The organism is Aeromonas sp. R2-2, from assembly GCF_040908355.1.
In the GTDB taxonomy this organism is placed as follows: Bacteria; Pseudomonadota; Gammaproteobacteria; order Enterobacterales; family Aeromonadaceae; genus Aeromonas; species Aeromonas veronii.
In genome coordinates, this window is sequence record NZ_JBFODQ010000078.1 from 20,791 (window position 1) to 43,052 (window position 22,262).

At 58.3% G+C, this 22,262-nt stretch carries 20 protein-coding genes and 1 riboswitch; of the genes, 13 read left to right on the forward strand and 7 right to left on the reverse strand.

Annotation, left to right across the window (positions count from 1 at the left end):
* Window positions 1–162: 162 nt before the first annotated feature.
* The gene (locus AB5Z09_RS16875) at window positions 163–351 is read left to right on the forward strand and encodes a hypothetical protein (protein WP_005334402.1); all 189 of its coding nucleotides are present in this window, start codon (window positions 163–165) and stop codon (window positions 349–351) included.
* A gap of 80 nt (window positions 352–431) precedes the next feature.
* Here AB5Z09_RS16875 and AB5Z09_RS16880 read toward each other — a convergent pair whose 3' ends face one another.
* The 3 genes from AB5Z09_RS16880 to AB5Z09_RS16890 all read right to left on the reverse strand — a co-directional run bounded on the left by AB5Z09_RS16880 (window position 432) and on the right by AB5Z09_RS16890 (window position 4,483).
* A complete protein-coding gene (locus tag AB5Z09_RS16880) occupies window positions 432–719 on the reverse strand; it encodes a hypothetical protein (RefSeq protein ID WP_108613157.1) in 288 nt (95 codons plus the stop codon).
* A gap of 268 nt (window positions 720–987) precedes the next feature.
* On the reverse strand, window positions 988–2,994 hold the full coding sequence (locus AB5Z09_RS16885; RefSeq protein WP_368195788.1) for a methyl-accepting chemotaxis protein: 2,007 nt from the start codon (window positions 2,992–2,994) through the stop codon (window positions 988–990).
* Between the two features lie 193 nt (window positions 2,995–3,187).
* The gene (locus AB5Z09_RS16890) at window positions 3,188–4,483 is read right to left on the reverse strand and encodes an amino acid permease (RefSeq protein WP_021229327.1); all 1,296 of its coding nucleotides are present in this window, start codon (window positions 4,481–4,483) and stop codon (window positions 3,188–3,190) included.
* A 251-nt stretch (window positions 4,484–4,734) separates the two neighbouring features.
* Between AB5Z09_RS16890 and AB5Z09_RS16895 the strand changes: the two genes are divergently transcribed.
* The 7 genes from AB5Z09_RS16895 (at window position 4,735) to AB5Z09_RS16925 (ending at window position 12,958) form a co-directional block, all read left to right on the forward strand.
* Window positions 4,735–5,118, forward strand: coding sequence for a Rid family detoxifying hydrolase (locus AB5Z09_RS16895; protein WP_005344164.1), 384 nt, complete (start codon window positions 4,735–4,737; stop codon window positions 5,116–5,118).
* A gap of 22 nt (window positions 5,119–5,140) precedes the next feature.
* Window positions 5,141–6,430 carry a serine dehydratase subunit alpha family protein gene (locus AB5Z09_RS16900; protein WP_368195789.1) on the forward strand — a complete coding sequence of 430 codons (1,290 nt, stop codon included), beginning with the start codon at window positions 5,141–5,143 and terminating at the stop codon, window positions 6,428–6,430.
* Between the two features lie 64 nt (window positions 6,431–6,494).
* Complete coding sequence (locus AB5Z09_RS16905; protein ID WP_368195790.1) at window positions 6,495–7,148, forward strand: transcriptional regulator; 654 nt, start codon at window positions 6,495–6,497, stop codon at window positions 7,146–7,148.
* 154 nt (window positions 7,149–7,302) lie between these two features.
* On the forward strand, window positions 7,303–7,890 hold the full coding sequence (locus tag AB5Z09_RS16910; protein ID WP_368195791.1) for a histidine phosphatase family protein: 588 nt from the start codon (window positions 7,303–7,305) through the stop codon (window positions 7,888–7,890).
* Window positions 7,891–8,213: 323 nt separating this feature from the next.
* Window positions 8,214–9,839, forward strand: a complete 1,626-nt coding sequence (locus tag AB5Z09_RS16915; protein WP_021229324.1) for a methyl-accepting chemotaxis protein — start codon at window positions 8,214–8,216, stop codon at window positions 9,837–9,839.
* A 287-nt stretch (window positions 9,840–10,126) separates the two neighbouring features.
* Window positions 10,127–11,320, forward strand: coding sequence for an enoyl-ACP reductase FabV (fabV, locus tag AB5Z09_RS16920; protein ID WP_005353312.1), 1,194 nt, complete (start codon window positions 10,127–10,129; stop codon window positions 11,318–11,320).
* Between the two features lie 162 nt (window positions 11,321–11,482).
* Window positions 11,483–12,958, forward strand: a complete 1,476-nt coding sequence (locus AB5Z09_RS16925) for a YfcC family protein (protein WP_368195792.1) — start codon at window positions 11,483–11,485, stop codon at window positions 12,956–12,958.
* 63 nt (window positions 12,959–13,021) lie between these two features.
* Here AB5Z09_RS16925 and AB5Z09_RS16930 read toward each other — a convergent pair whose 3' ends face one another.
* Entirely contained in the window at window positions 13,022–14,236 is a 1,215-nt protein-coding gene (locus tag AB5Z09_RS16930) for a pyridoxal phosphate-dependent aminotransferase (protein WP_005334367.1), read from the reverse strand.
* Window positions 14,237–14,617: 381 nt separating this feature from the next.
* Here AB5Z09_RS16930 and AB5Z09_RS16935 point away from each other — a divergent pair, with 381 nt between their 5' ends.
* Window positions 14,618–14,830: a DUF1653 domain-containing protein gene (locus tag AB5Z09_RS16935; protein ID WP_005334366.1), complete on the forward strand. Its 213-nt coding sequence runs from the start codon at window positions 14,618–14,620 to the stop codon at window positions 14,828–14,830.
* A gap of 270 nt (window positions 14,831–15,100) precedes the next feature.
* Window positions 15,101–15,790: an aquaporin Z gene (gene aqpZ / locus AB5Z09_RS16940; protein ID WP_005334357.1), complete on the forward strand. Its 690-nt coding sequence runs from the start codon at window positions 15,101–15,103 to the stop codon at window positions 15,788–15,790.
* A 92-nt stretch (window positions 15,791–15,882) separates the two neighbouring features.
* Here aqpZ and AB5Z09_RS16945 read toward each other — a convergent pair whose 3' ends face one another.
* Window positions 15,883–16,620, reverse strand: coding sequence for a lytic transglycosylase domain-containing protein (locus tag AB5Z09_RS16945; protein WP_058055841.1), 738 nt, complete (start codon window positions 16,618–16,620; stop codon window positions 15,883–15,885).
* A gap of 340 nt (window positions 16,621–16,960) precedes the next feature.
* Between AB5Z09_RS16945 and AB5Z09_RS16950 the strand changes: the two genes are divergently transcribed.
* Window positions 16,961–17,401 carry a GNAT family N-acetyltransferase gene (locus AB5Z09_RS16950; RefSeq protein ID WP_041980377.1) on the forward strand — a complete coding sequence of 147 codons (441 nt, stop codon included), beginning with the start codon at window positions 16,961–16,963 and terminating at the stop codon, window positions 17,399–17,401.
* Between the two features lie 5 nt (window positions 17,402–17,406).
* Here the strand turns inward: AB5Z09_RS16950 and AB5Z09_RS16955 are convergent, their stop codons facing one another.
* Window positions 17,407–17,949 carry a DUF1439 domain-containing protein gene (locus tag AB5Z09_RS16955; protein ID WP_005353308.1) on the reverse strand — a complete coding sequence of 181 codons (543 nt, stop codon included), beginning with the start codon at window positions 17,947–17,949 and terminating at the stop codon, window positions 17,407–17,409.
* 97 nt (window positions 17,950–18,046) lie between these two features.
* On the opposite strand from AB5Z09_RS16955, the gene cls reads away from it, so the two are divergent.
* Together cls and AB5Z09_RS16965 are read left to right on the forward strand one after the other, a co-directional pair.
* Window positions 18,047–19,528 (forward strand): cardiolipin synthase, encoded by a 1,482-nt coding sequence (cls, locus tag AB5Z09_RS16960; RefSeq protein WP_368195793.1) that lies wholly within the window; start codon window positions 18,047–18,049, stop codon window positions 19,526–19,528.
* 107 nt (window positions 19,529–19,635) lie between these two features.
* Window positions 19,636–20,898 (forward strand): DUF945 family protein, encoded by a 1,263-nt coding sequence (locus AB5Z09_RS16965; RefSeq protein WP_042055459.1) that lies wholly within the window; start codon window positions 19,636–19,638, stop codon window positions 20,896–20,898.
* Between the two features lie 79 nt (window positions 20,899–20,977).
* On the opposite strand, the gene purU is transcribed toward AB5Z09_RS16965, so the two are convergent.
* Entirely contained in the window at window positions 20,978–21,814 is an 837-nt protein-coding gene (purU, locus tag AB5Z09_RS16970; protein WP_019445959.1) for a formyltetrahydrofolate deformylase, read from the reverse strand.
* Window positions 21,815–22,073: 259 nt separating this feature from the next.
* Window positions 22,074–22,230: riboswitch (FMN riboswitch) on the forward strand.
* The last annotated feature ends 32 nt before the right edge of the window (window positions 22,231–22,262 follow it).

A 22,262-nucleotide genomic window follows, 5' to 3' on the forward strand; every position in this document is an offset into this window, starting at 1 on the left:
GGGGGGACTTGCGCTACACAACGCCATCCGGGTGGAAAACAGCAGGAATTGCGCCCTCAGGAGCACAGCCGTTGCACATCTTGATCTGTATCAAGATAGGTCTCAGCGGGTTGTCTTACGGTCAGGAGTGATGTTGATAGGATGTAACAAAAGGATGTGCATATGGAACTGAAAAGGGACCCGAGATGCTATACCGACGTCTGTATCGACGGTAAGTGGTATCACTACGACCACTGCAGCACCAACGTCTACATGCTGATGGGGGGCGCTGCGCCGAGCCTTCAGCTGGCCTATGAACCGAGCAGCGAAGAGGAGCTGATCGAGATGCTCCAGCAGCTGGGGCGCTTCTGACTTACCGAATTGATGTCTTGCCATATGGTCATCGGGCGCGTTGCCACGATGGCCACCACTCTTCACCGCTGTACCTTATCTCAGCGGTTTTTATTGCCCAATAACCCCTTGCCAATCTCCAGCATGGCGACGGCCGCGGCGTAGCTGCTATCGGACTTGCCTATCTCATCCGCCACATAGAGAAAATTGGATTGGTACTTCTCGACGGCCTCCCGTGGACTGGTCGCGTCAATAAAGTCCTCCTCCACCTCGAATCCTTGGGTCAGCAGTGCCGCCTTTTCACTCAGAAAAGTCGGAGATGCCATGTCGATAAAGGTGTATTGCTGCCGATTGGATGCCGGAATGGTAAAAAACTGGTATCTGGCCATGGGTAAATTCTCGCTTGAAGCGTGTGATAGATGACGTGACGCTGGTTTTAATCTGTGGCTCGCAGGTGGCTTGGTTTCCCTCGACATCATCGAGAGTGCGTGTCGGGAATGCCGCATTTTGTTTTCGTTCGAGACTACTTTGTTGGCGTTTGCCCGGCAAGTGGGGCGCAGAGATTTTCTGGATGATCCGTGCAACTGAGACGTTGTGGGCAGGGGCGAGACCGGGATAATGCCGGGCTCACGTTGAGCCCGGCTTGTCAGCGCTCTGTTACAGCACGAAGCTCTGTACCATGGCGCGCAGCTGTTCGGTGAGCTGGTGGATCTGGCGGGCGGCATCGCGGGCGGCGTTGGCCACTTGCAGCGCCTCGTCGCTGCCATCCGAGATGCGCACCACGTTGCGTTCGATCTCGTTGACCACGGCGCCCTGCTGCTCGATGGCGCTGGCGATAATGGCGTTGGTATCGACCATCCGATCCACCTTCTCGGTGATGGCGCCGAAAGCCTGTTTTGCCTCCTGCGCCAGCCCGACCCCCTCCTGTGCTTCATGGCTGGCCGCTGACATGGCGGTGACCGAGGCGCGGGCACCGGATTGCAGCTGTTCAATCATCTGCTGGATCTCGACGGTAGCCCCCTGGGTGCGGTTGGCAAGAGACCGCACCTCGTCGGCCACCACCGCAAAGCCGCGACCCTGCTCACCGGCCCGGGCCGCTTCGATGGCAGCGTTGAGGGCCAGCAGGTTGGTCTGCTCGGCGATGCTGCGGATCACGCTGATGACGCCGCCAATCTGGCTGCACTGCTGTTCCAGCTGGCCTATGGTGTCGGCGGTGCGCAGCACCTCGCGGTTGATATGATCGATGGCCTTGATGGTGCGCTCCACCACATCCTCGCCCTGACCGACCACGTTCTGCGCCTCCTGGGTCATGCGGGCCGCTTGCAGGGCGTTGCCCGCCATGTCTTGTGAGGTGGCAGCCAGCTCCTTGATGGCGGTGGCGACCTGATGGGTCTCCCCTTGCTGATCGGCAATGACCTCCTGCGAGCGGCAGGTGCGCGCTTCGATCTCGGTGGCGCTCTCCACTACTGTGACGCCATTTTCACGCACTCGCAGCATCAGGGTACGCAGGGTCTCCAGGGTCACGTTGTAATCCCGGCTGATGGCGGCCAGCTCGTCCTGACCAACGATCTCGATATGCTGGCTGAGATCCTGGGCGTTGACCCGGGCGGCGATATCGCGCACCCGACCCACGGTGTCGCGCAGGGATAGATAGGCGCCGATCATCAGGTAGAGGTAGAGCAGCAAGCTGGCGGTCAGCGGCGCGGTGACCCACCAGAAGTGGCGTTGGTTGGCGGTCAGCCGCTGATGCAGGTCGGCCTCCAGCCGCTGGCGTACCTGGCCTGCCAGCGCGGTGATAGCCTCGTCCATCTTATCCCCCAGTGCCTGCACCTCCTTGGTGGAGAGCTGCACCAGCTGATCTTTCATCATCTTGTTTTCCATGGTCTCGACCCCCTGACGCACCAGCTGTATCAGAGCATCGGTCTGCTGACCCAGCTCGGCGCGGTAGGTCGGTTCAATCTGGTAGAGCAGGGTCAGATCGGCCTCCAGCTCCTGCAGGGTGGCGCTGATAAGGTCTAGACGAAAACGCAGGCCGCTGTAGCCCTCGGCCTGAAACAGGCCGAAATCGGCGATGGTGGCGGCGCGATCCCGCACTTGGGCCAGCAAGTCGCGCAGTTGCGGCAACCGCTCACTGGCGAGGATCACCATGTAGTAGGTACCGAGCGCCGGATCCTGGATCAGGCTGCTACTGGCGGTAATGTGCTTGTAGAGGTGGCGCACCTCGGTCAACAGCTTGTCGTGGCGCAGGTTGCTCTGCTCCACTTCCAGCTTGCCCGCTTCTCTCTGCAGGGCGGCCCAGCCCTGCTGGATCACCTCAAAGGAGGGGGTGTTCTGGCGGGTGTCGGCAAAGGTTTGCAGGCTCTGATCAACGGCTTGTGCGGCTGCCTTGACCTGATCATCACCGACCGGATCCACCTCATGGGCGTGACGGGTCACCAGATTGCGATGGGTGATCAGGGCCTGCTCGATAGCGGGCACGGGGGCGAGATTGACCACTCCCGCCAGCTCGCGGTTGGCCTGGACGTTGTCATCCTGCAGCCGCCCCAGCAGATTGGTCATGCTGTAGGCCAGTGGCAGCAGCATCAGACAGGACCAGAGCAGGAATTTGTATTTGAAGGAGAGCTGATTGCCCAGCCGGATGGCGGGGTTGAAAATCCATTTCATGTTAAGCCTCGATACCTGAGTGCGGGCGTGAGTCGTGTTGCCTGAATAGTACTCCGAGCGGCCTCCCTTGGGTGATGGCCGGTTGCAAGTTGTGATCCCCTTGGCTTTTTACTTCCGGGCGGGGGCGCCGTCAGCCGAGCCAATAGAAAACGGGCCACCCGAAGGTGACCCGCGGTCGATAAGGGGAAACCGATCAGTTGAACGCCAGGAAGGGCGAGACACAGAGCAGCAGGCCGGTGACGATGATGATGTAGAGGGAGGTGCCCTTGTACTTGTGCAGCGCCGGTACCTGATAGACCAGATAAGCCGGGATGAGGCAACCCACCATGCCGAAGATGGGGCTGCAGATAGAGGTGAAGCTCAGTACCGGTGCGTTGAGCACGATGGCACCCCAGGAGAGCATGACGGTAAACACCATGATCCCTTTGCCTACCAATCCTTTGTTGATGCGGTTTTCCGGCAGCACCCGGCGCAGCAGGTTCATCGCCAGCCCCTGACAGGCTTCACGGAAACCGAGGTAAACGCCGAAGTAGGCGGTCATTACCGCGAAGATGTTGAGGGTGAGGCTCAGGAGCTTGAGGGTCTGGCCGGGCATCCCCTGGGCTACCATCGCCAGCGCGGAGATGTTCTCTTCAGAGGCTTTGACCGCCTGATCGTGGCCCATGGCCAGGGTGAAGGAGACCGCGTAGAAGAACACCACCACGAACAGGATGCCGAAGGCGATATTCATGGCGCGCATCGCCTTGAAGCGGGCCACTTCCAGCGACTTTTCCCGCGAGCGGTAGGAGATCACCATGGGGCTCAGGCTCTGGATAAAGAGGATAGAGGTGAGGGTAAAGGGCAGCATGATGATGGCATCCTTCATCCAGTCACCGGCGGCGGGCATGGCGGTGATGTTGGCCGCATCCCACTTGTCCACCATCATCAGGCCCAACACCGCAACAACGCTGATCTTGGTCAGCACCATAAAGGTGGAGATCTTGAACAGCAGGTTTTCGCCGCGCGAGGCCAGTGCCACCAAGCCACAGATCAGCACCAGACCGTAGAGGGGATTTTCCGAGAGCAGGCCGTCGGTGACGCCGAAGCTCTGCAGGAAGGAGGCGCTGTCATTGGTGATGGCGGTGGAGTAGACGAAGACCCAGATCACCAGCATCACGAAGTAGAGGGCGCCGAGCAGTACACCCCAGTTCTTGCCGAGGTAGCCGGTGATGACGCTGGGGTAATCCTTGCACTCCGGCGAGGTGGCCAGGGTGTTGATAAAGAGGCGTTGGAACATGTACATGGCGGGGTAGCCGATCACCGCCGAGAGCAGAAAGACCCACAAGCCCATCAGACCCACCTGTACCGGCAGGAAGACGATCCCTGCGCCGATGGCCATGCCGATGCTCATGATGATCCAGCCCCAGTCGGTGCTGTCGAAGCGAACCGCTTCTTTCCATTCCAGCGTGCCCATCACGGGGCTGGCGAGTGTAGTGCTATGCGCGTCCATTAAAACCTTCTTTTTTGTAGGGATGTGGGAAAGCGGCGCAAATATAGTTGAATGAAACTGTCATAAACAATGCCCATAAGAGTACTTTTGTTCAAATCAGGATGGTGATCACGGTTTACATTGAGGCCGAAAGGTGCCTTTAAACGCCATTTTTGTATCTTTTTGTTGAATGGATAAAATAAAAAGCAAATAATGTTGAACAGAATGAGATTCATGATTGCAAAAAAAATTGCACAAACAGGAGTGGCTATATGAAACGCATCATCACAGCAGCAGCGGCACCTGACGCTATCGGTCCCTACAGCCACGGCACTGCCTATGGCGACCTTATCTTTACCTCCGGTCAGTTGCCGGTCTGCAAGCAGCAGGGGGGTGTGGTGGAAGGGGGGATTGCCGCCCAGACCCGCCAGTCACTGGAAAACCTGAAATCCGTGCTGGAAGCCGCTGGCGGCTCGCTGGATACCGTGCTCAAAACCACCTGTTACCTCGCCGAGATCAGCGATTTTGCCGCGTTCAACGAGGTCTATAAAGCCTATTTCCAGAAAGATTGTCCGGCGCGCAGCTGCTTCGCAGTGAAGGATCTGCCGATGGGCGTCAAGGTTGAAGTGGAAGCGATCGCCCATATCGCTCGTTAATGCTGATAAAAAGGTTCAAGTGATGAAACAAGCGTGGCAGCAGTATCTGCAGATTATTCAACAGGTTGTCAAACCAGCGCTGGGTTGTACCGAGCCAATCGCCGCCGCCTATGCCGCGGCTGTCGCCACCCGGCAACTGGGCTGTGAGCCCGGTCGCCTCGAGGTCGCGGTGTCGGACAACCTCTATAAAAACTCGATGGGTGTCTACGTGCCGGGCACCGGCAAGATCGGTCTGGCCATTGCGGCCGCGGCCGGTGCCATCGGCGGCAACGCCGATGCCGGGCTGGAGGTGCTGGCCGCGATCCAGCCAGAACAGGTGGATCGTGCCCAGCAGCTGATCGATGCCGGCAAGGTGCAGGTGAGCCGCACCGCCGCCCCCGAGTTTATCTTCTGCCGCGTGACCGTTTATGGCACTGATGACAAGGGTGAAGAGCATAGCGCCGAAGTGACCCTCTGCGGCGGTCATACCCGCATCGTCGAGCAGCGCCGCGATGGCGAGGTGACCTTCACTGCTGATCAGAGCCAGGGCGGTGCCACCGGTGCCATCTGCGACGGGGTCGATATCAACATCGCCGCCATCTACGAGTTCGCCACCCAGGTGGAGTTCGAGCAGATCAGGTTCATCCTCAAAGCTTCCGAGCTTAACGGCAAGCTCTCTGCCGAGGGGATGAACAACCCCTATGGCCTGGAGATTGGCCGTACCATGCAGCAGAACATCAATGCCGGTCTTATCGGCGAGGATGTGATGAACCGCATCGTGATGATGACGGCGGCCGCCTCCGATGCCCGCATGGGGGGCGCGACCCTGCCAGCCATGAGCAACTTCGGCAGCGGCAACCAGGGCATTGCCGCCACCATTCCGGTGATGGTGATTGCCGAGCGCTTTGCAGCCAGCGAAGAGCAGCTGGCTCGCGCCCTCATCATGAGCCATCTGGGCGCCATCTATATCAAGTCCCACTATCCGCCGCTGTCGGCCTTCTGTGGCAATACCGTGACCAGCGCGGCCGCCTCCATGGCCATGGTTTATTTGGCGGGCGGCAGCTTCGAGCAATCCTGCTTCGCCATCCAGAACGTGCTGAGCGACAGTGCCGGTATGGTGTGCGACGGGGCGAAAGCCTCCTGCGCCATGAAGGTGAGTACCTCCTCCGGTGCGGCGGTGCGCGGCTTCCTGATGGCCCTCAACAGCCACTCGGTGTCGGGGCAGGGGATCGTCGCAGGCGACGTGGATCAGACCATCCGCAACGTCGGCCAGATGGTGAAGGAGGGCATGTCTGCCACAGACAGCACCATTATTGATATCATGTCCGCCTGATGTCCCTGTCGGTTGCTGCCCGGCGCCCATTGTCCGGCAGCAACCCTTGCAAGAAGGTCCCATTGTGAAGCTGCAAGAGTTGAGTCCGAGCGATTATGAGATCCTCAAGTCGATGGAGAACATAGTGGATGGCATCGCCGCCATGTATGGTCAGCACACCGAAGTGCTGCTCCACAGTCTGGATGCGCGCAATCCCTCGATCGTCAAGATTGCCAACGGCCATATCACCGGCCGCAGTGTCGGCGCCCCCATCACCAACCTGGCGATGATGAAGCTCAAGAGCGGGCAGGATATCTCCAGCCCCTACATGACCAAGTGTGCCACCGGCAAGACGCTGCGCTCCATTACTACCGTGATCCGCAACGGGGAGCATAGGGCCATCGGGTTGCTCTGCATCAACAGCGACATGGATGCTCCGCTGCAATCCGTGCTGCGCACCATGATGCCGGAGTGCATGCATCCCCACGAGAGCCATGCCACCCCGGAGGTGTTCGCCCGCAACATCGACGAAGCGCTTAACAGCACCATCGACACCGTCAGTGCCGAGGTGCGCGGCAACGAGGCGGTGCCCCCGTCCCAGAAGACACGGGTCATCGTCAACCAGCTGCACGATATGGGGATCTTCGAGTTAAAAGACAGTGCCCAGATTGCGGCGCGCCAGCTCGGGATCTCGGTCCACTCCATCTACCGCTATCTGCGGGAGATCAAGAAGGGCTGAGCCGACACACTCTGGCCAAATTGGCAGCAAACGGGTCAGCCTTGACCCGTTTTTTACGCCCGTTTTAGCTTCTCTGTTTGGGCCATCCTTCGGGCTCATCTGCTATCATCTTCCCCCTTTATTTTTCTATCTCTTTGAACGTGCTGGAGAAATCATGTCTCGACTCATCTATCTGCTGCGCCACGGCCAGACCCGCTTCAATGCCGAGCAGCGTCTGCAGGGGCGTTGCAACTCCGAGCTGACCGACAAGGGCGAGGCGCAAGCCATCGCCATGGGGCGGCGCCTTGCCGCCGAACTGGCGGATCCTGCCCGCTGGATCGTCTATGCCAGCCCGCTTGGCCGTGCCCGTCAGACTGCGCTGCTGGTGTGCGAGCAGTTGGGGCTGTCAGCTGGTCGCATCGTCTGGGACGATCGATTGATGGAGCTGGGGATGGGGGAGTGGGAGAGCTGCCAGATCCCGGCGCTGCGTCTTGCCCACCTCGAGCTCGATACCGGCAAAGGGGACTGGTATCTGCAGGCACCGGGGGCCGAGAGCTTCGAGAGCATTCAGCGCCGGGCACACCAGTGGTTGCAGGATCCCGCCATCGCCGAGCGGGCCATCGTTATCTCCCACGGTCTGCTCGGTGCCATGCTGCGTGGTGTCTATGCCGATCTCGACTATGAGGCGACCTGGTCACAGGAGTTGCCGCAAGATGCCTTCTATAAGCTGCAGGATGGCCACATCACCCGCATTGCCTGCTAGTTTCGTGGACGTTGCCGCCATCAGTGCATGGACGATGCAGGCTGCAACACGCTACGGATTTTGCTTTGCGAAGATTAGACATCAACGAAATGATGAATAGACTCAAAAAGCGCATTATCAATAAGGGCATTAGCCCTTCTCCTGCGGTGATGTGTTTAAGGTCTGGTTTTGCGAACAGGTTGCAACTTGCATTGCACTATGGTGCACAGACCGCGCTTTTTAATGAGGTAAGCGGGTGATTGTATTGAAATGAGTGGTCGCGTGATGCTTGGTGTATCAATTGCATATTAAACGACCAGTGGCCTGAGTATGAGGACGACACCATGAAAGGGATCTCGGTTCGTAGCAAATTGTTGATGCTGGTTGTGGTACCGCTGTTTTGTATGATTTTGCTGTGCACACTCTCCCTTTGGGGGATGCGCCTGATGAATCAGGCTGCCCATCAGGTGAATGAAGAGGAGGTGCAGCAGTTATCCGAACTGAAGCTGATTTCAGACTTGTATGCGGTCAGTGTCGTTGATGCGATCAATAAAGCGCATGTTGGATTAATCACCCGTGAAGAAGCAAAACGTTCCGTTACTGAAGCGCAGTTAAAAGCAGCAACGGAATGGAAGCGTTACATGGCCCAGAAGATGTCTGCGGAAGAGCGGGCGATTGCGGAGTCTGCCCAGGTATTGATGAACAAAGCCGACATTACACTGGATGGTATTAAGAGTGATCTTTCATTAAAAGCTCCTCTTGATAAGGCAATTCATCAGTTATACAGCACGGTTGATCCTTTTAATGAGGAGCTGGGCAAGCTGGTTGAACTCCAGCTAAGATTTGCAGATGAGCATGTTGGTACCCTGGAAAGTCTGGCCGTTGATTTTTCATTTGCCTTCCTCTCCATCACCGGGATTGCCCTGTTCGCTTTATCCGTGCTGGGGATCTGGATTTTTCGCGGGATCAGTCAACCGCTCACCGCTTTGCGCAGAGCACTTTACAAATTGCAGCATGAGCAGGATTTGACCGTCACCGTCCCCGTCATTCGGGAAGATGAATTGGGGCAAGTCGCACGGGCGCTGAATGATATGGTTAGCCATTTCCGCAGATTGATTGGCGAAATGGATGACGTGGCCGAACAGTTATCGACAGGCGCCGATGCACTGAACGAGCTGGGGCTAACCAGTGCAGAGCAAATGGCCCAGCAGCGTTTGGAGACAGATCAGAGCGCTGCGGCGATGAATGAGATGAGCGCAACGGTTAACGAAATCGCCCAGAATACAAATAGTGCTGCAATTGCCGCCCGTCAGGCTGAAAACAAGGCAGAAGAGGGGCAAGCGGTTGTCAAGGAGACCATTGGGAATATGGCTCTGCTCTCTGGTCAATTGCAAAATACATCCACTGTGCTGCAAAACCTGGCTATCGAAAGCAATAACATTACCCAGGTGATGGGGGTTATTCGCTCGATTGCCGAACAAACCAATTTACTGGCACTGAATGCGGCAATTGAAGCCGCCAGAGCTGGTGAGCAGGGGCGTGGCTTCGCTGTTGTGGCTGATGAAGTCCGGGTACTTGCTCAGCGCACCCAAAACTCTACCGGAGAAATCCAGAACACCGTCAATCGCCTGCAACAGAATGCAACTATGGCTGTTGATAGTATGAATATCGGATTATCTGAAGTGGAGAAGACGAATACCCTGATGCTGACCTGTGGCGTCTCTTTGGAAGAAATTGTGAGTGCGGTGGATGATCTGAATAATCTCAATGTGCAGGTCGCTGCTGCAGCCGAAGAGCAAAGCAAAGTCACCGAAGAGATGACGCGCAGCATGGTCAATATTGCCGATATCGCAGTACATACCTCGGATTCGGCAGCCCATGTCTCGGCCAAGTGTCAGCGTCTTGATGAGATGGCCAAGTCAATGAGAACACAGATTAATCATTTTAAATGGCGCTCACATGCCGCTTGATATAGTTCGATGACATTACCCCCTGGCCCCGAGAGTTCGGGGCCTTTTTGTATCATGTTGGTCGTACTGCACCTGCGTTGAAACATGTCATCGGTTTCCATAGATATGGGGAGATTAATTACCGGACTGATGAAGTGAGGCTTTCTGAAAAATTGTGCATTTTTGACGGCAGCCGTCACCCTGAATGGCCATTTTTGCCGCAGTTCAACACATCAGAGCACCTTATCGCGGCAAGATGAGGTATCTTATGCCCCGATTTCATCCATTAAACGGATCCGAGACCCCATATGATCATCAAACCCAAGGTTCGCGGCTTTATCTGCACCACCACTCATCCGGTCGGTTGTGAAGCCAATGTTCGTCGCCAGATCGCTTATACCAAGGCCAAGGGCACCATCGAGAATGGTCCCAAGAAGGTGCTGGTGATCGGCGCTTCTACCGGTTATGGCCTGGCCTCCCGGATTGCGGCTGCCTTCGGTAGCGGCGCCGCCACCCTCGGCGTCTTCTTTGAAAAAGCGGGCACCGAGTCCAAGACCGGTACCGCTGGCTGGTACAACTCTGCCGCCTTCGACAAGGCCGCCAAAGAGGCGGGCCTCTACGCCAAGAGCGTCAACGGCGATGCCTTCTCCAACGAGTGCCGCGCCAAGGTGATCGAGCTTATCAAGCAGGATCTGGGTCAGATTGATCTGGTTGTCTACTCCCTGGCCTCTCCGGTGCGCAAGATGCCGGAAACCGGCGAAGTGGTGCGCTCTGCCCTCAAACCGATCGGTGAGGTCTACACCACCACCGCCATCGATACCAACAAGGACCAGATCATCACCGCCACCGTCGAGCCGGCGAACGAGGAAGAGATCCAGAACACCATCACAGTGATGGGCGGTCAGGATTGGGAGCTGTGGATGGCTGCCCTGCGTGATGCCGGCGTGCTGGCTGACGGCGCCAAGTCCGTGGCCTACTCCTACATCGGTACCGATCTGACCTGGCCAATCTACTGGCATGGCACTCTGGGCCGCGCCAAGGAAGACCTGGATCGCGCCGCTGCAGCCATCCGTGGCGATCTGGCTGCCAAGGGCGGCACCGCTCACGTGGCTGTGCTGAAATCCGTGGTGACTCAAGCCTCCTCTGCCATTCCGGTGATGCCGCTCTATATCTCCATGGCCTTCAAGATCATGAAGGAGAAGGGCATTCACGAGGGCTGTATGGAGCAGGTGGATCGCATGATGCGCACCCGTCTCTACGCGTCCGACATGGCGCTGGACGAGCAGGCTCGCATCCGCATGGATGACTGGGAACTGCGCGAAGATGTGCAGCAGACCTGCCGCGACCTGTGGCCATCTATCACCAGCGAGAATCTCTCCGAATTGACCGATTACACCGGCTACAAGCAGGAGTTCCTGCGCCTGTTTGGTTTCGGTCTGGACGAGGTCGATTACGATGCGGATGTAAATCCGGACGTGAAATTCGACGTGGTCGAGCTCTGAGTCTGACTCAAGTGAAAACGGGGCCCCGCGGGGCCCTGTTTTTTTGGCAAACATTCCGCTAGTTTGCGGAATTTTATTATCATCGATCACCTTTTTCCCATATCAAACCCGCTAGTCTTGCGCTGATCGGATCACAGACGGCATTGCCGAGGTACGGAAGCTATGACCACTCCAAACGAGGCGCCCAAGAAGCGCCAACTCCCCACAGTTTATACCCTGCTTTTCATCATCATCGCCCTGATGGCCGCCCTCACCTGGGTGCTGCCAGCGGGCAAATATGACTATGTCACCGCCAAGACCCAGCAGCCGGTTGCGGCAGCGGCCGTGGCCGATTACAGCGGCGACGAGCGGCTGTTGCCGGTGCCCGGCAGCTACACCGAGTTACCCGCCCACCCGCAGGGGGGGGTCGAGGTGCTCAAGGCCCCCATTCAGGGCTTTCACAAGGCGGCCGATGTGGCGCTGTTCGTGCTCATCATCGGTGGTTTTCTCGCGGTGACCATGCAAAGCGGTGCGCTGGATGCCGGGGTAGGGGCCATTGTGCGTGGCTTTGCCGGGCGTGAGCGGCTGCTAATTCCTGTGTTGATCGCCTTGTTTGCCCTCGGCGGCTCCACCTTCGGCATGGCGGAAGAGACGGTTGCCTTCTGGGCACTGATTGTGCCGGTGATGATGGCGGCGGGCTTCGATCGCATGGTGGCGGCGGGGATTATCCTGCTTGGCTCCGGGGTCGGGGTACTCGCCTCTACAGTCAACCCGTTTGCTACCGGCATCGCCTCCGGTTTTGCCGGTATCCCCATTGGTGAGGGGATTGGCCTGCGGGTCATCCAGTGGCTGCTGCTGGTGATCTTCGCCTCCTGGTTCGTGATGCGCTATGCCAAGCAGGTGCAGCAGGACAAGTCCCGCTCCGTGCTGGCCGACATCACCTATGACGACGAGTTCTCCCAGATGAAGAGCGGCAACCTCGCCTTCACCGGCAAGCAGAAGCTCACCATGCTGGTCTTCTTCGGCACCTTCCTGCTGATGATCTATGCGGTGGTGCCCTGGTCGGACTTGGGGATCGACGTGCTGCCAACCTTTGGTTGGTGGTTTGACGAGCTCTCTACTCTCTTCTTCAGTGCCTCCATCCTGATTGCGCTGATCAACCGGATGCCGGAGTCCAACTATGTGGCGACTTTCCTCAGCGGCGCTCGGGATCTTATCGGGGTGGCACTGGTGGTGGCGGTGGCGCGTGGCATCTATGTGGTGATGGAGCAGGGCGTCATCATCGACACCATTTTGCATTGGGCTGAAGGGCTGGTGACCGGACTCTCCTCGTCGGTCTTCATCCTGATGGCCTATCTGGTGCACATCATCCTGAGCTTCTTCATCCCCTCCACCTCGGGGCTGGCGACCGTCTCCATGCCGCTGATGGGGCCGCTGGCGGACTTCTCCGGCATCTCGCGGGATCTGGTGATCACCGCCTATCAGTCCGCCTCCGGCTGGATCAACCTGTTCGCCCCCACCGCCGCTCATCTGGTGGCCGGTCTGGCGCTCGCCAAGATCCCCTACGATCGCTTTGTGCGCTGGGTGCTGCCCTTTATCATCGGCGTAGCCCTCATCACCATGGCGGTGCTGGTGGCCGGTGCCCTGCTGCACGGCTGATGGCACGGATACAACGACAGATAACAAAAAGGCTCCCGCGGGAGCCTTTTTCATGAGCCTTGCTTACTGCTTGTAGCCCTTGAGGAAGCGGGCGAGGCGGCCGATGGCATCCTCCAGCTCCTCTTCGCGGGGCAGGAACACCAGCCGGAAGTGATCCGGCGCCGGCCAGTTGAAGCCGGTGCCCTGCACCAGCAGCAGCTTCTCCTGCTGCAGTAGGTCGAACACCATCTTCTGGTCGTCGCGGATGTCATACACCTTGGGATCCAGGCGCGGGAACATGTAGAGCGCCCCCTTGGGCTTGACGCAGGAGACCCCCGGGATCTCGTTCAAGAGCTCCCATGCCTTGTCCCGCTGCTTGCGCAGGCGACCGCCCGGCAGGATCAGCTCGTTGATGCTCTGGTAGCCGCCAAGCGCAGTCTGGATGGCGTGCTGCATCGGCACGTTGGCGCACAGCCGCATGGAGGCCAGCATCTCCAGTCCTTCGATATAACCGCGGGCACGGCCTTTGGGGCCGGTGATGACCATCCAGCCCTGACGGAAGCCGCAGGCGCGGTAGGCTTTGGAGAGGCCGTTGAAGGTCACCACCATCACATCGTCACACAGGGTGCAGACGCTGGTGTGGGAGATATCGTCGTAGAGGATCTTGTCGTAGATCTCGTCGGCGAAGATGATGAGGTTGTGCTGGCGGGCGATCTCGATCACCTCCAGCAGGAACTCGCTGCCGTAGACGGCGCCGGTCGGATTGTTGGGGTTGATCAGCACCAGGCCGCGGGTACGCGGGGTGATGCGGGCGCGGATGTCGTCGAGATCCGGATACCAGTCAGCCCCTTCATCGCAGCGATAGTGCACCGCATGGCCACCGGAGAGGGTGACGGCAGCGGTCCAGAGCGGGTAGTCGGGGGAGGGTACCAACATCTCGTCGCCATTGTTGAGCAGCGCCTGCATCGCCATCACGATCAGCTCGCTGGCGCCATTGCCAATGTAGATGTCGTCGATATCGACCTTGCGCATCCCTTTTTGCTGGTAGTACTGCATCACCGCTTTACGGGCAGAGAAGAGCCCCTTGGAGTCGCAGTAGCCCTGGCTCAGCGGCATGTTGAGGATGACATCCTTGATGATCTCTTCCGGCGCATCAAAGCCGAACGGGGCCGGGTTGCCGATGTTGAGCTTGAGAATACGGTGGCCTTCGTCTTCGAGACGGCGAGCCTCTTTATGCACCGGGCCGCGGATGTCATAGCAGACATCGTCGAGCTTGTGCGACTTGTCGATTGTGAACATGGTGACAGTGATTCCTTCCCCACAGGGACGCGTTGGCGAAAAAGGCGATTTTTAGTATCAAATTTCTTTTCCCCTATTCTTCACAGAATTGAATGCTAGAACAATCCTCTTTTTAGAAGAATTCCCTGATTTTTAGCCCTAAAACAGGGTTGCTAGAACGTTAAATTCAGCACGATCTTTGGTGCTAACCAAGGTTAACTAGTGAAACATGGGGAACGAATTAACAAAGCTGCCTGACTGTGTTGCAATATCCGGATCCTGTGGCACGATTGGCTTGTGTAAAAAATCGTCTTCGTCCCCCTTTTCGATGAGTTGAATGGCACTCATGGTGTCATCTTTATGTGGTTCGCTCATCGGTGTTCACTTCTGCGAGGTTTTCCCATGCAAGCACCCGTTCCAGGCCGCTATCGCCACTTCAAGGGGGGTTACTATCAAGTGCTTGCCTTGGCTCTGCATACCGAAACCCAGGAGCAGCTGGTAATTTATCAATCCGAGCAGGATGGTCAGGTCTATGCCCGACCCGTCGCCATGTTTATGGAGTGGATTGAGCATCAGGGGCAGGTTGTCAGCCGTTTTGCCCCTGCAGGAGACTGACCACGCCTCCGTTTTTATCGTTCAAGGGATGAGCACTCGAGCTAACCGGTGTCACAAGTTGTCGCATGACGCCCTTGGGCATGAGATGTGCAGCCAGCTGTCTTAATGATAAATCCCTTATCTAATCAACTAATTGTGACGAACATCACATTCAGTGAGCTCTGCCTGCCGGGTTCGCAATCTGGACTCACACTCCCATAATGCTGCGCTTGTTCAAGCATGGGCCCTTCTCGGGTCTTGTTCGGTGTTATCTCAAATGGGAGAAATAATGTGAAACCTGTTGCTGCTGAGTTTATGGGCACTTTCTGGCTGGTATTGGGCGGGTGCGGCAGTGCCGTGCTGGCTGCTGCCTTCCCTCACGTCGGGATTGGTCTGCTGGGGGTCTCGCTGGCTTTCGGTCTGACCGTGCTGACCATGGCGTTTGCCATCGGCCATATCTCCGGTTGCCACCTCAATCCGGCCGTGACCGTCGGTTTGTGGGCGGGTGGTCGTTTTCCGGCATCCGGTGTACTGCCGTATATCGTGGCGCAAGTGTTGGGTGGCATTGCCGCCGCTGCCGTGCTTTACGTGATTGCCAGCGGTCAGGCCGGGTTTGATCTCTCTGCCGGTTTTGCTTCCAACGGCTACGGTGAGCACTCTCCGGGTGGTTATAGCCTGACTGCCGCACTCGTATGCGAAATGGTGATGACCGGTTTCTTCCTGTTCGTCATCATGGGGGCCACTGATAGCCGTGCGCCTGCCGGTTTCGCGCCGATCGCTATCGGTCTGTGCCTGACCCTGATCCACCTCGTCAGCATTCCGGTGACCAATACCTCGGTCAACCCGGCCCGCAGTACCGGTGTTGCGCTGTTTGTCGGTGACTGGGCTATCAGCCAGCTGTGGCTGTTCTGGGTTGCCCCGATTGTCGGTGCCATTCTGGGTGCGCTGGCTTATCGCCTGGTGGCGACTGAGCAGAAGTAATCATTTGCGAAACAAAGTGTGGTATCGACACGCCTGCGGGCGTGTTTTTTGTTTCTGGAGGGGCGAGGAAAGAGCATTAACCGAGGCTAACCTCAGAGCCCTTTGGCCTGCAGCATCTCTTTGTAGCGCAGATGGAGGAGCTGGACACGCTCCACATAGGCACGGGTTTCCGCATAGGGCGGGATACCGCCATGTTTTTGTACGGCGCCCGCGCCAGCGTTGTAGGCCGCGGTCGCCAGCGCCACGTTGCCATCATATTGCTTGAGCAGTCCCGCCAAGTATTTCACCCCGCCGAAGATATTCTGCTCCGCCAGCAAGGCATTGCCGACCCCCAACTCCCGCGCTGTGGCGGGCATCAGCTGGGTCAGACCCATCGCCCCCTTGCGGGAGACCGCAAGCGGATTGAAAGCGGATTCCGCATGGATCAGCGCCCGGATCAGCGCCGGCTCAACCTGATAGGTTTTGGCGGCCGCCTTGATGGTGCTGGCATAGTCATAGAGAAACAGCCCTGTGGTCTGCCAGTTGACGCTGGATTTGGGGTCGCAGGCGAAGCAGTCGTTGAACAGCAGCAGCTCGTAATGGCCCTGTTCGGGCGCCATGTCGGAGTAGCGAACCACCCCGTTTTGTTGCACCGATTTATAGACCTGGATCTGCTTCTTGCCGTTGGTGGCGACTGCCGCTGTTTGAGCGGTGTCGGGTTGTGAGGCGGGAGTGGCATCTTTGCTCGGACGCAAGGGGGAGGGCGCGGCGGTCAGGAAGATCACCTCCGCGGGAGGGGGAGTCTGGCTCCATCCGCTCAGGGGGATCAACAACATATGGCCTGCCAGCATCCATGCTTTCAACCCTAATACTCCTTCTTGTGATGACCATGTTGAGTAAAGCATCATGACGAGGGCAGAACAAGCGGCCAACAGGGGGCAAATGATCCGATTCGGTGACCGGGATCAAAGTATCCGCCGCAATAAAGGATTGTCATCATAAAGCACGGTTTTGGCAGTCAGGCGGTGGGTAATAGCCTCTTCCACCGGGTAAGCAAGCTGCCCACGACGTCCGCTTTTTTGTTGACGAAAGGCATGCTATCGTGCTGGCGTCATGTGGTCGGATTAGCGCACCGTATCTGGCACTAATAACTGATTATCAAAGGATTTGTCTGTGACAAGCAAGCTGGCGATGGAACTCACTTTCGAAGAGTACTGCGACGCCGACCTCTCCCTTATCAGGGACTATTACGAGACGACGTTTTCCCACTATGTGCCGGATCTGGCCGAGCGGATCTTTGTCGTGCGTGATGCTCACTGGCTGGTGGGGGCGGTTCGGTTGCGGGACGAGGAGGAGTTTTACCATCTGTGCGGCTTTCGCCTGTTGCCCCACTACCAGTCGCTGGGATTGGGGTCACGGCTGCTGCAGCACGCCTGTCACGGTCTGTTGGACAAACCTGTGGTCTGTCAGGCGCTGCCCTTCGAGAAGCCTTTCTATCTCAAGGCCGGGTTTGCCGATATGCCCCTCAATCAATTGAGCGGGTCGCTTTTCTCCCTCTACGAGCGGCAGCAGCAGCAGGGTTATCAGGTGGAGCTGCTGGTACGGGATACCACCCAGCCCCTCCTGAATTGAGCGGTTTAGCGCGGTTTGGTCAGCAGGTGGATCTTGCCCGGTGACAGCTCCAGCCCCAGCAGATTCTCCTTCAGCCAGGCCTGATCCGGGTCCTTGTCATTGAGTTTGTAGACCGGTTTGGTCTCGAGCCGCTTCTCCATGCTCTGCAGCAGCATGTTGAGCATCAGCCCGAACTTCTTCTCGGCCGCCTCCGGCTCCAGCTTGTACTCCACCAGCTTCATGTTATCGAGAAACAGCGCGCTCTGGCTCTTGTCATAGCGGGGCCTCGCCTCATAGGTCATCTGCAGGCGGGCGTCATATTCGGTATTGTCTGGCAGGGCGATTTTGAGCTTGCCCTTGCCATAGACCCGGGCGGTATCGGGGCGTTGGCGACCGATCTGGACATCGCTCTGCTCAAGCGTCACATGGGCCTTGATGATGCCCGGCAGCTCCAGCTGTTTGTCGACTTGCACCTGAGATTGCAGGTACTGGTTTATCTGTTGCTCATTGATGTCATATGAGCCTTGGCCTAGCATGGCCAGGCTGAGCAGCATAGATTGCAGGATCATGCGTGCGACCTGATAGAATGGATTTGCCTTACAGCATACCATCCCGGCCGGTTGGGGTCTGCCCACCGCGCTGTTTGTCGATTAGAAGGAGTCCCCGTTGTTTAACGGTCTGGAACACGATCTTCAACTGCTGTTTTCCCGTTTTCTGGGTTGGCTGCTACTGCTTTTTCATACCGTGATTGTCACCGGTGTGTCGTTTCGGGTGGTGATGAAACGCCGTCCCATCGGGGTGTCGCTGGCCTGGCTGGCGCTGATCTATGCCATTCCGTTTGCCGGGGTGGGCTTCTATGTGCTGTTTGGTGAAATAAAGCTGGGGCGCCGCCGTGCCGAGCGCGCCCAGGCCATGTATCGCCCTTATGCCATCTGGATCCGGCAACTGGCCCGTCTGTTCCCGCAACACTGCTGCGAAGTGGGCGCCAAGGCACAGCCGCTGCACGATCTCATCCAGGGACGGCTCGCCATGCCGATGCTCTCCGGCAACCGCATGACCTTGCTCAACAAGCCGGACTGGATCTTGCGCGAGATTGCCCAGGATATCCGTCGCTCGACCCTCTCCTGCTATCTGGAGTTCTACATCTGGCATCCGGGCGGCGATGCCGACGAGGTGTGCGAGGCGCTGATTGAAGTGGCGCAACGCGGCGTGGATTGTCGCTTGCTGCTCGATTCGGTGGGCAGCAAACAGTTCTTCCGCTCCCACTGGCCCAAAAAGCTGCGCAAGGCGGGGGTCAAGCTGGTGGAGGTGCTGCCGGTCGGCGCCTGGCGCATTCTGTTCCAGCGTCAGGATCTGCGGATGCACCGCAAGCTGGTGGTGATCGATGACAGGGTGGGTTACACCGGCTCCATGAACATGGTTGATCCCCGTTTCTTCAAGCAGGATGCTGGAGTCGGCCAGTGGGTCGACATCATGATCCGGGTGCAGGGGCCCATGGTGCCGCTGATGTGGTCGATCTTTGTCTGGGACTGGGAGATGGAGACCGGCGAGCGGCTGCTCGACAGTCTGCAGCATGAGCCGGAAGCCTGGCCCCAGACCAACTACCGCGCCCAGCTGATCCCGTCCGGCCCCTTCGTCGGCGGCGACTGCATCCAGCAGAGCCTGCTGCTGGCCATCTATCAGGCGCGCAGCCATCTGGTGCTGACGACCCCTTACTTTGTGCCCGACGATCCGCTGGCGGCCGCACTCAGTTCGGCGGCGGCGCGCGGGGTGCAGGTGCAGCTGGTGTTGCCGGCACGCAACGACTCCATCATGGCCAATTACGCCTGCAACGCCTTTATGGAGGAACTGCTGGCGGCCGGGGTGGAGATCTACCGCTACGATGCCGGTCTGCTCCATACCAAGAGCGTGCTGGTGGATGATGACTTCGCGCTGGTGGGGACGGTCAATCTGGATCGGCGCAGCCTCTGGCTCAACTTCGAGGTGACCCTGCTGGTGGATAACCCCTCGTTCGTGGCCCAGATGACCCGACTGGTGCAGGGCTATATGGCGGAAGCCACCCCGATGACCCTGGTCCAATGGCAGGCCCGCCCCTGGTACAAGAAGGCGATGGAGAACATCTTCTATCTCTTCAGCCCCTTGCTGTGATGTTGTGGCGAGCCGCAAGAAAGTGGACTCGCCATCTGATTGGACTTGCCTAGCCCCGAGTCCGCCCCGTAGAGTGCAGTGACAACTCCCTGGAGACACATGGATATATGAAAAAGATAGTGGCCCTCGCCGTGGGTGCGGCACTGGTAGGTGGTGGTCTGGCTGCGTGCTGGTACACGGGCAACAGCTTCGACAACATCATGGCGGAGCAGATCGCCAAGGTGGAGAAAGAGAGTGGGCTCGACATGCAATGGCAGCCGGGCAGCAGCAACCTTTTCACCCGTGACGGGATCCTGAAGGTCGTGGTAACGCCGGAGGAGCTGGCTGCCATCGACAGCGAGCTGGAGGGCAGTCAGCCCATCGAGTTGCAACTGGTGGTCAAGAGCCAGATCCTGCCGCTCTACATCAAGAGCCACTTCCTGCTCGATACCCATAATGGCACGCTAGCGCCGGTTTTCACCGCACTGGGCATGGAGCAGTGGGAACTCGGTCTGGAGTCGGTCACCAGTCTCTGGACCCAGGGTAACAGCAGCCGTTTCTGGGCCAATGAATTCAAGATCAAACAGGGGCTGGACGAGTTCAGCTTCCTGCCCCTGAGCGGCGAGTTCCACGGCAATCTGGAGGGGAATGGTCACCTCACCATGACCTGGCAGGGGATGACGGTCCATGAAGAGCAGAGCAAGATGGACTTGGTGCTGGCTGATCTGAAAGGGAGTGCCGACATTGCCGAGATCAGCGGTGTGCTCCTCTCGCCCCAGAGCGAGATGACCCTCTCGGCCCTCACGGTGCAACTGCCTGACAGCGTCAAGGTCGCCCTGCAGGGGATGACCACCGAGACTCAGCTGACCGGTGATGATGCCCAGACCCTCTCCAGCAGCTATCAGATGAAAATTGCCAAGCTGGATCTGGAGAACGAGACCGACACCCTGGCGGTGACCGACAGCAAGTTGGCGCTCAACCTCAACGGTCTGGATCTGGAAGGGTATCAGGGGCTGCAGGCCGCCGGTGGCAAGGGGGTTGAAGATGCCGCCATCCAGCAGGCGCTGGACAAGATGCTCAAACGTGGCGCGACCCTTGAACTGGCCGATCTCAGCGCCAAGCTCAACGGTGAGGCGGTGACCATGAAGGGGGACGTGAAGCTGGCCTCCACCTCGCTGGAGCAGCTGTTCAACAGCGACGCGGGGATGCAGGCCCTCTCCGGCGTGCTGCATGCCAGCCTCAGCGACAAGTTGGGCAAGGCGGTGCCGCAACTGGCCCCCATGCTCGATCAGCTGACCCTGATGGGTTATCTGAAGGCCGACAAGCAAGCGCTGACCTCCGAGCTGAAGCTGGAGAAGGGCGCGGTGACGGTAAACGATCTGCCGCTCTGATATTTTGCGCAAAAACAACAACGGCTCCCGCGGGAGCCGTTGTTGTTTCTGGCGTTTGCATACGAGCCATGTGGGCGGATTACTTGAAGACCACCGTCTTGTTGCCGTAGACGAACACCCGCTCGTTCAGTACCAGCTCCAGCGCGCGGCTCAGCACCGATTTCTCCACATCCCGACCCGCCTTGGCCATGTCGTCCGCACTGAAGGCGTGACCGACGTGGATCACGTCCTGTTCGACAATGGGGCCTTCATCCAGATCGTCGGTCACGAAGTGGGCGGTGGCGCCGATCAGTTTGACCCCGCGATCGAATGCCTGGCGATAGGGGCGGGCACCGATGAAGGCGGGCAGGAAGGAGTGGTGGATGTTGAGGATCTTGCGCGGATAGGCCTCGACGAAGCTCGGGGTCAGCACCCGCATGTACTTGGCCAGGATCACATAGTCAGGCTCATAGCTGTCGATAATGGCGCGAACCTGCTCTTCATGTTCGGTCCGGCTCAGATCATCGTGACTGACGGTGTGGAACGGGATATCGAACTTGCCGGTGAGCTCGGCCAGGGTGTCGTAGTTGCCGATCACCGCGACGATATCCATATCCAGCGCGCCCGCGTAGTTCTTCATCAGAATATCGCCGAGGCAGTGGGTCTCTTTGGTCACCAGAATGACGATGCGCTTCTTGCCCGCCTTGACCAGACGGCGCTGGGCACCGGTGGGTAGGGCATCATCGAGGTCGGCCAGCAGGGTCTCGTCGTTGAAGCGCCCCTCCAGCTCGGTACGCATGAAGAAGCGGCCATTCTCGTGATCCACAAACTCATCGTTCTTGATGATGTTGAGCTGGTGCTTGTAGCAGATGTTGGTGATCTTGGCGATGAGCCCTTTGGCATCCGGGCAATCCGTGAGCAGTATTTTCTTTTCCATCTCTGTCATTTTCCGTTTGTGGTGTTGGCGCTGCTGTCTGCGCCGGCAGCGTTGTTCAGGCTCTCTTTTCGGGCCCTGTTTTTTGGTTTCGGGAACTATGCCATAAACCGATCCGCGCCATAAAGAAATTCGCCAGTCATGGCCTCTCGTGCTGGCGAGCGGGCCGCAGAGCGGGATCCCGGGCGCAATGTTGAAACGGTTTTCAGCCTGCGGGGGATTTTGACTGGTATCTGCAACCGTTTTTCTTTAGGCTGTCTGCGCTTATTCTCAGGGCGGGGTGCAATTCCCCACCGGCGGTATCCCGATTGACTCGGGGAGCCCGCGAGCGCCCGACTTGGCTGATTGCCGGGTCGGGGTCAGCAGATCCGGTGAGATGCCGGAGCCGACGGTCATAGTCCGGATGAAAGAGGATAAGACAGACCTTGCCGTGTTGGCCCTTGTGGGCTTG

Excerpts from the sequence above, each read along its gene's own strand:
- AB5Z09_RS16890 (WP_021229327.1), bottom strand. The coding sequence starts at position 4,483 with ATGGACGCGCATAGCACTACACTCGCCAGCCCCGTGATGGGCACGCTG.
- purU (WP_019445959.1), bottom strand. The coding sequence starts at position 21,814 with ATGGAAAAGAAAATACTGCTCACGGATTGCCCGGATGCCAAAGGGCTC.
- AB5Z09_RS16910 (WP_368195791.1), top strand. The coding sequence starts at position 7,303 with ATGTCTCGACTCATCTATCTGCTGCGCCACGGCCAGACCCGCTTCAAT.
- fabV (WP_005353312.1), top strand. The coding sequence starts at position 10,127 with ATGATCATCAAACCCAAGGTTCGCGGCTTTATCTGCACCACCACTCAT.
- AB5Z09_RS16885 (WP_368195788.1), bottom strand. The coding sequence starts at position 2,994 with ATGAAATGGATTTTCAACCCCGCCATCCGGCTGGGCAATCAGCTCTCC.
- AB5Z09_RS16950 (WP_041980377.1), top strand. The coding sequence starts at position 16,961 with ATGGAACTCACTTTCGAAGAGTACTGCGACGCCGACCTCTCCCTTATC.
- AB5Z09_RS16935 (WP_005334366.1), top strand. The coding sequence starts at position 14,618 with ATGCAAGCACCCGTTCCAGGCCGCTATCGCCACTTCAAGGGGGGTTAC.
- AB5Z09_RS16945 (WP_058055841.1), bottom strand. The coding sequence starts at position 16,620 with ATGCTGGCAGGCCATATGTTGTTGATCCCCCTGAGCGGATGGAGCCAG.
- AB5Z09_RS16875 (WP_005334402.1), top strand. The coding sequence starts at position 163 with ATGGAACTGAAAAGGGACCCGAGATGCTATACCGACGTCTGTATCGAC.
- AB5Z09_RS16880 (WP_108613157.1), bottom strand. The coding sequence starts at position 719 with ATGGCCAGATACCAGTTTTTTACCATTCCGGCATCCAATCGGCAGCAA.
- AB5Z09_RS16925 (WP_368195792.1), top strand. The coding sequence starts at position 11,483 with ATGACCACTCCAAACGAGGCGCCCAAGAAGCGCCAACTCCCCACAGTT.
- AB5Z09_RS16915 (WP_021229324.1), top strand. The coding sequence starts at position 8,214 with ATGAAAGGGATCTCGGTTCGTAGCAAATTGTTGATGCTGGTTGTGGTA.
- AB5Z09_RS16900 (WP_368195789.1), top strand. The coding sequence starts at position 5,141 with ATGAAACAAGCGTGGCAGCAGTATCTGCAGATTATTCAACAGGTTGTC.
- AB5Z09_RS16955 (WP_005353308.1), bottom strand. The coding sequence starts at position 17,949 with ATGATCCTGCAATCTATGCTGCTCAGCCTGGCCATGCTAGGCCAAGGC.
- AB5Z09_RS16965 (WP_042055459.1), top strand. The coding sequence starts at position 19,636 with ATGAAAAAGATAGTGGCCCTCGCCGTGGGTGCGGCACTGGTAGGTGGT.
- AB5Z09_RS16895 (WP_005344164.1), top strand. The coding sequence starts at position 4,735 with ATGAAACGCATCATCACAGCAGCAGCGGCACCTGACGCTATCGGTCCC.
- AB5Z09_RS16930 (WP_005334367.1), bottom strand. The coding sequence starts at position 14,236 with ATGTTCACAATCGACAAGTCGCACAAGCTCGACGATGTCTGCTATGAC.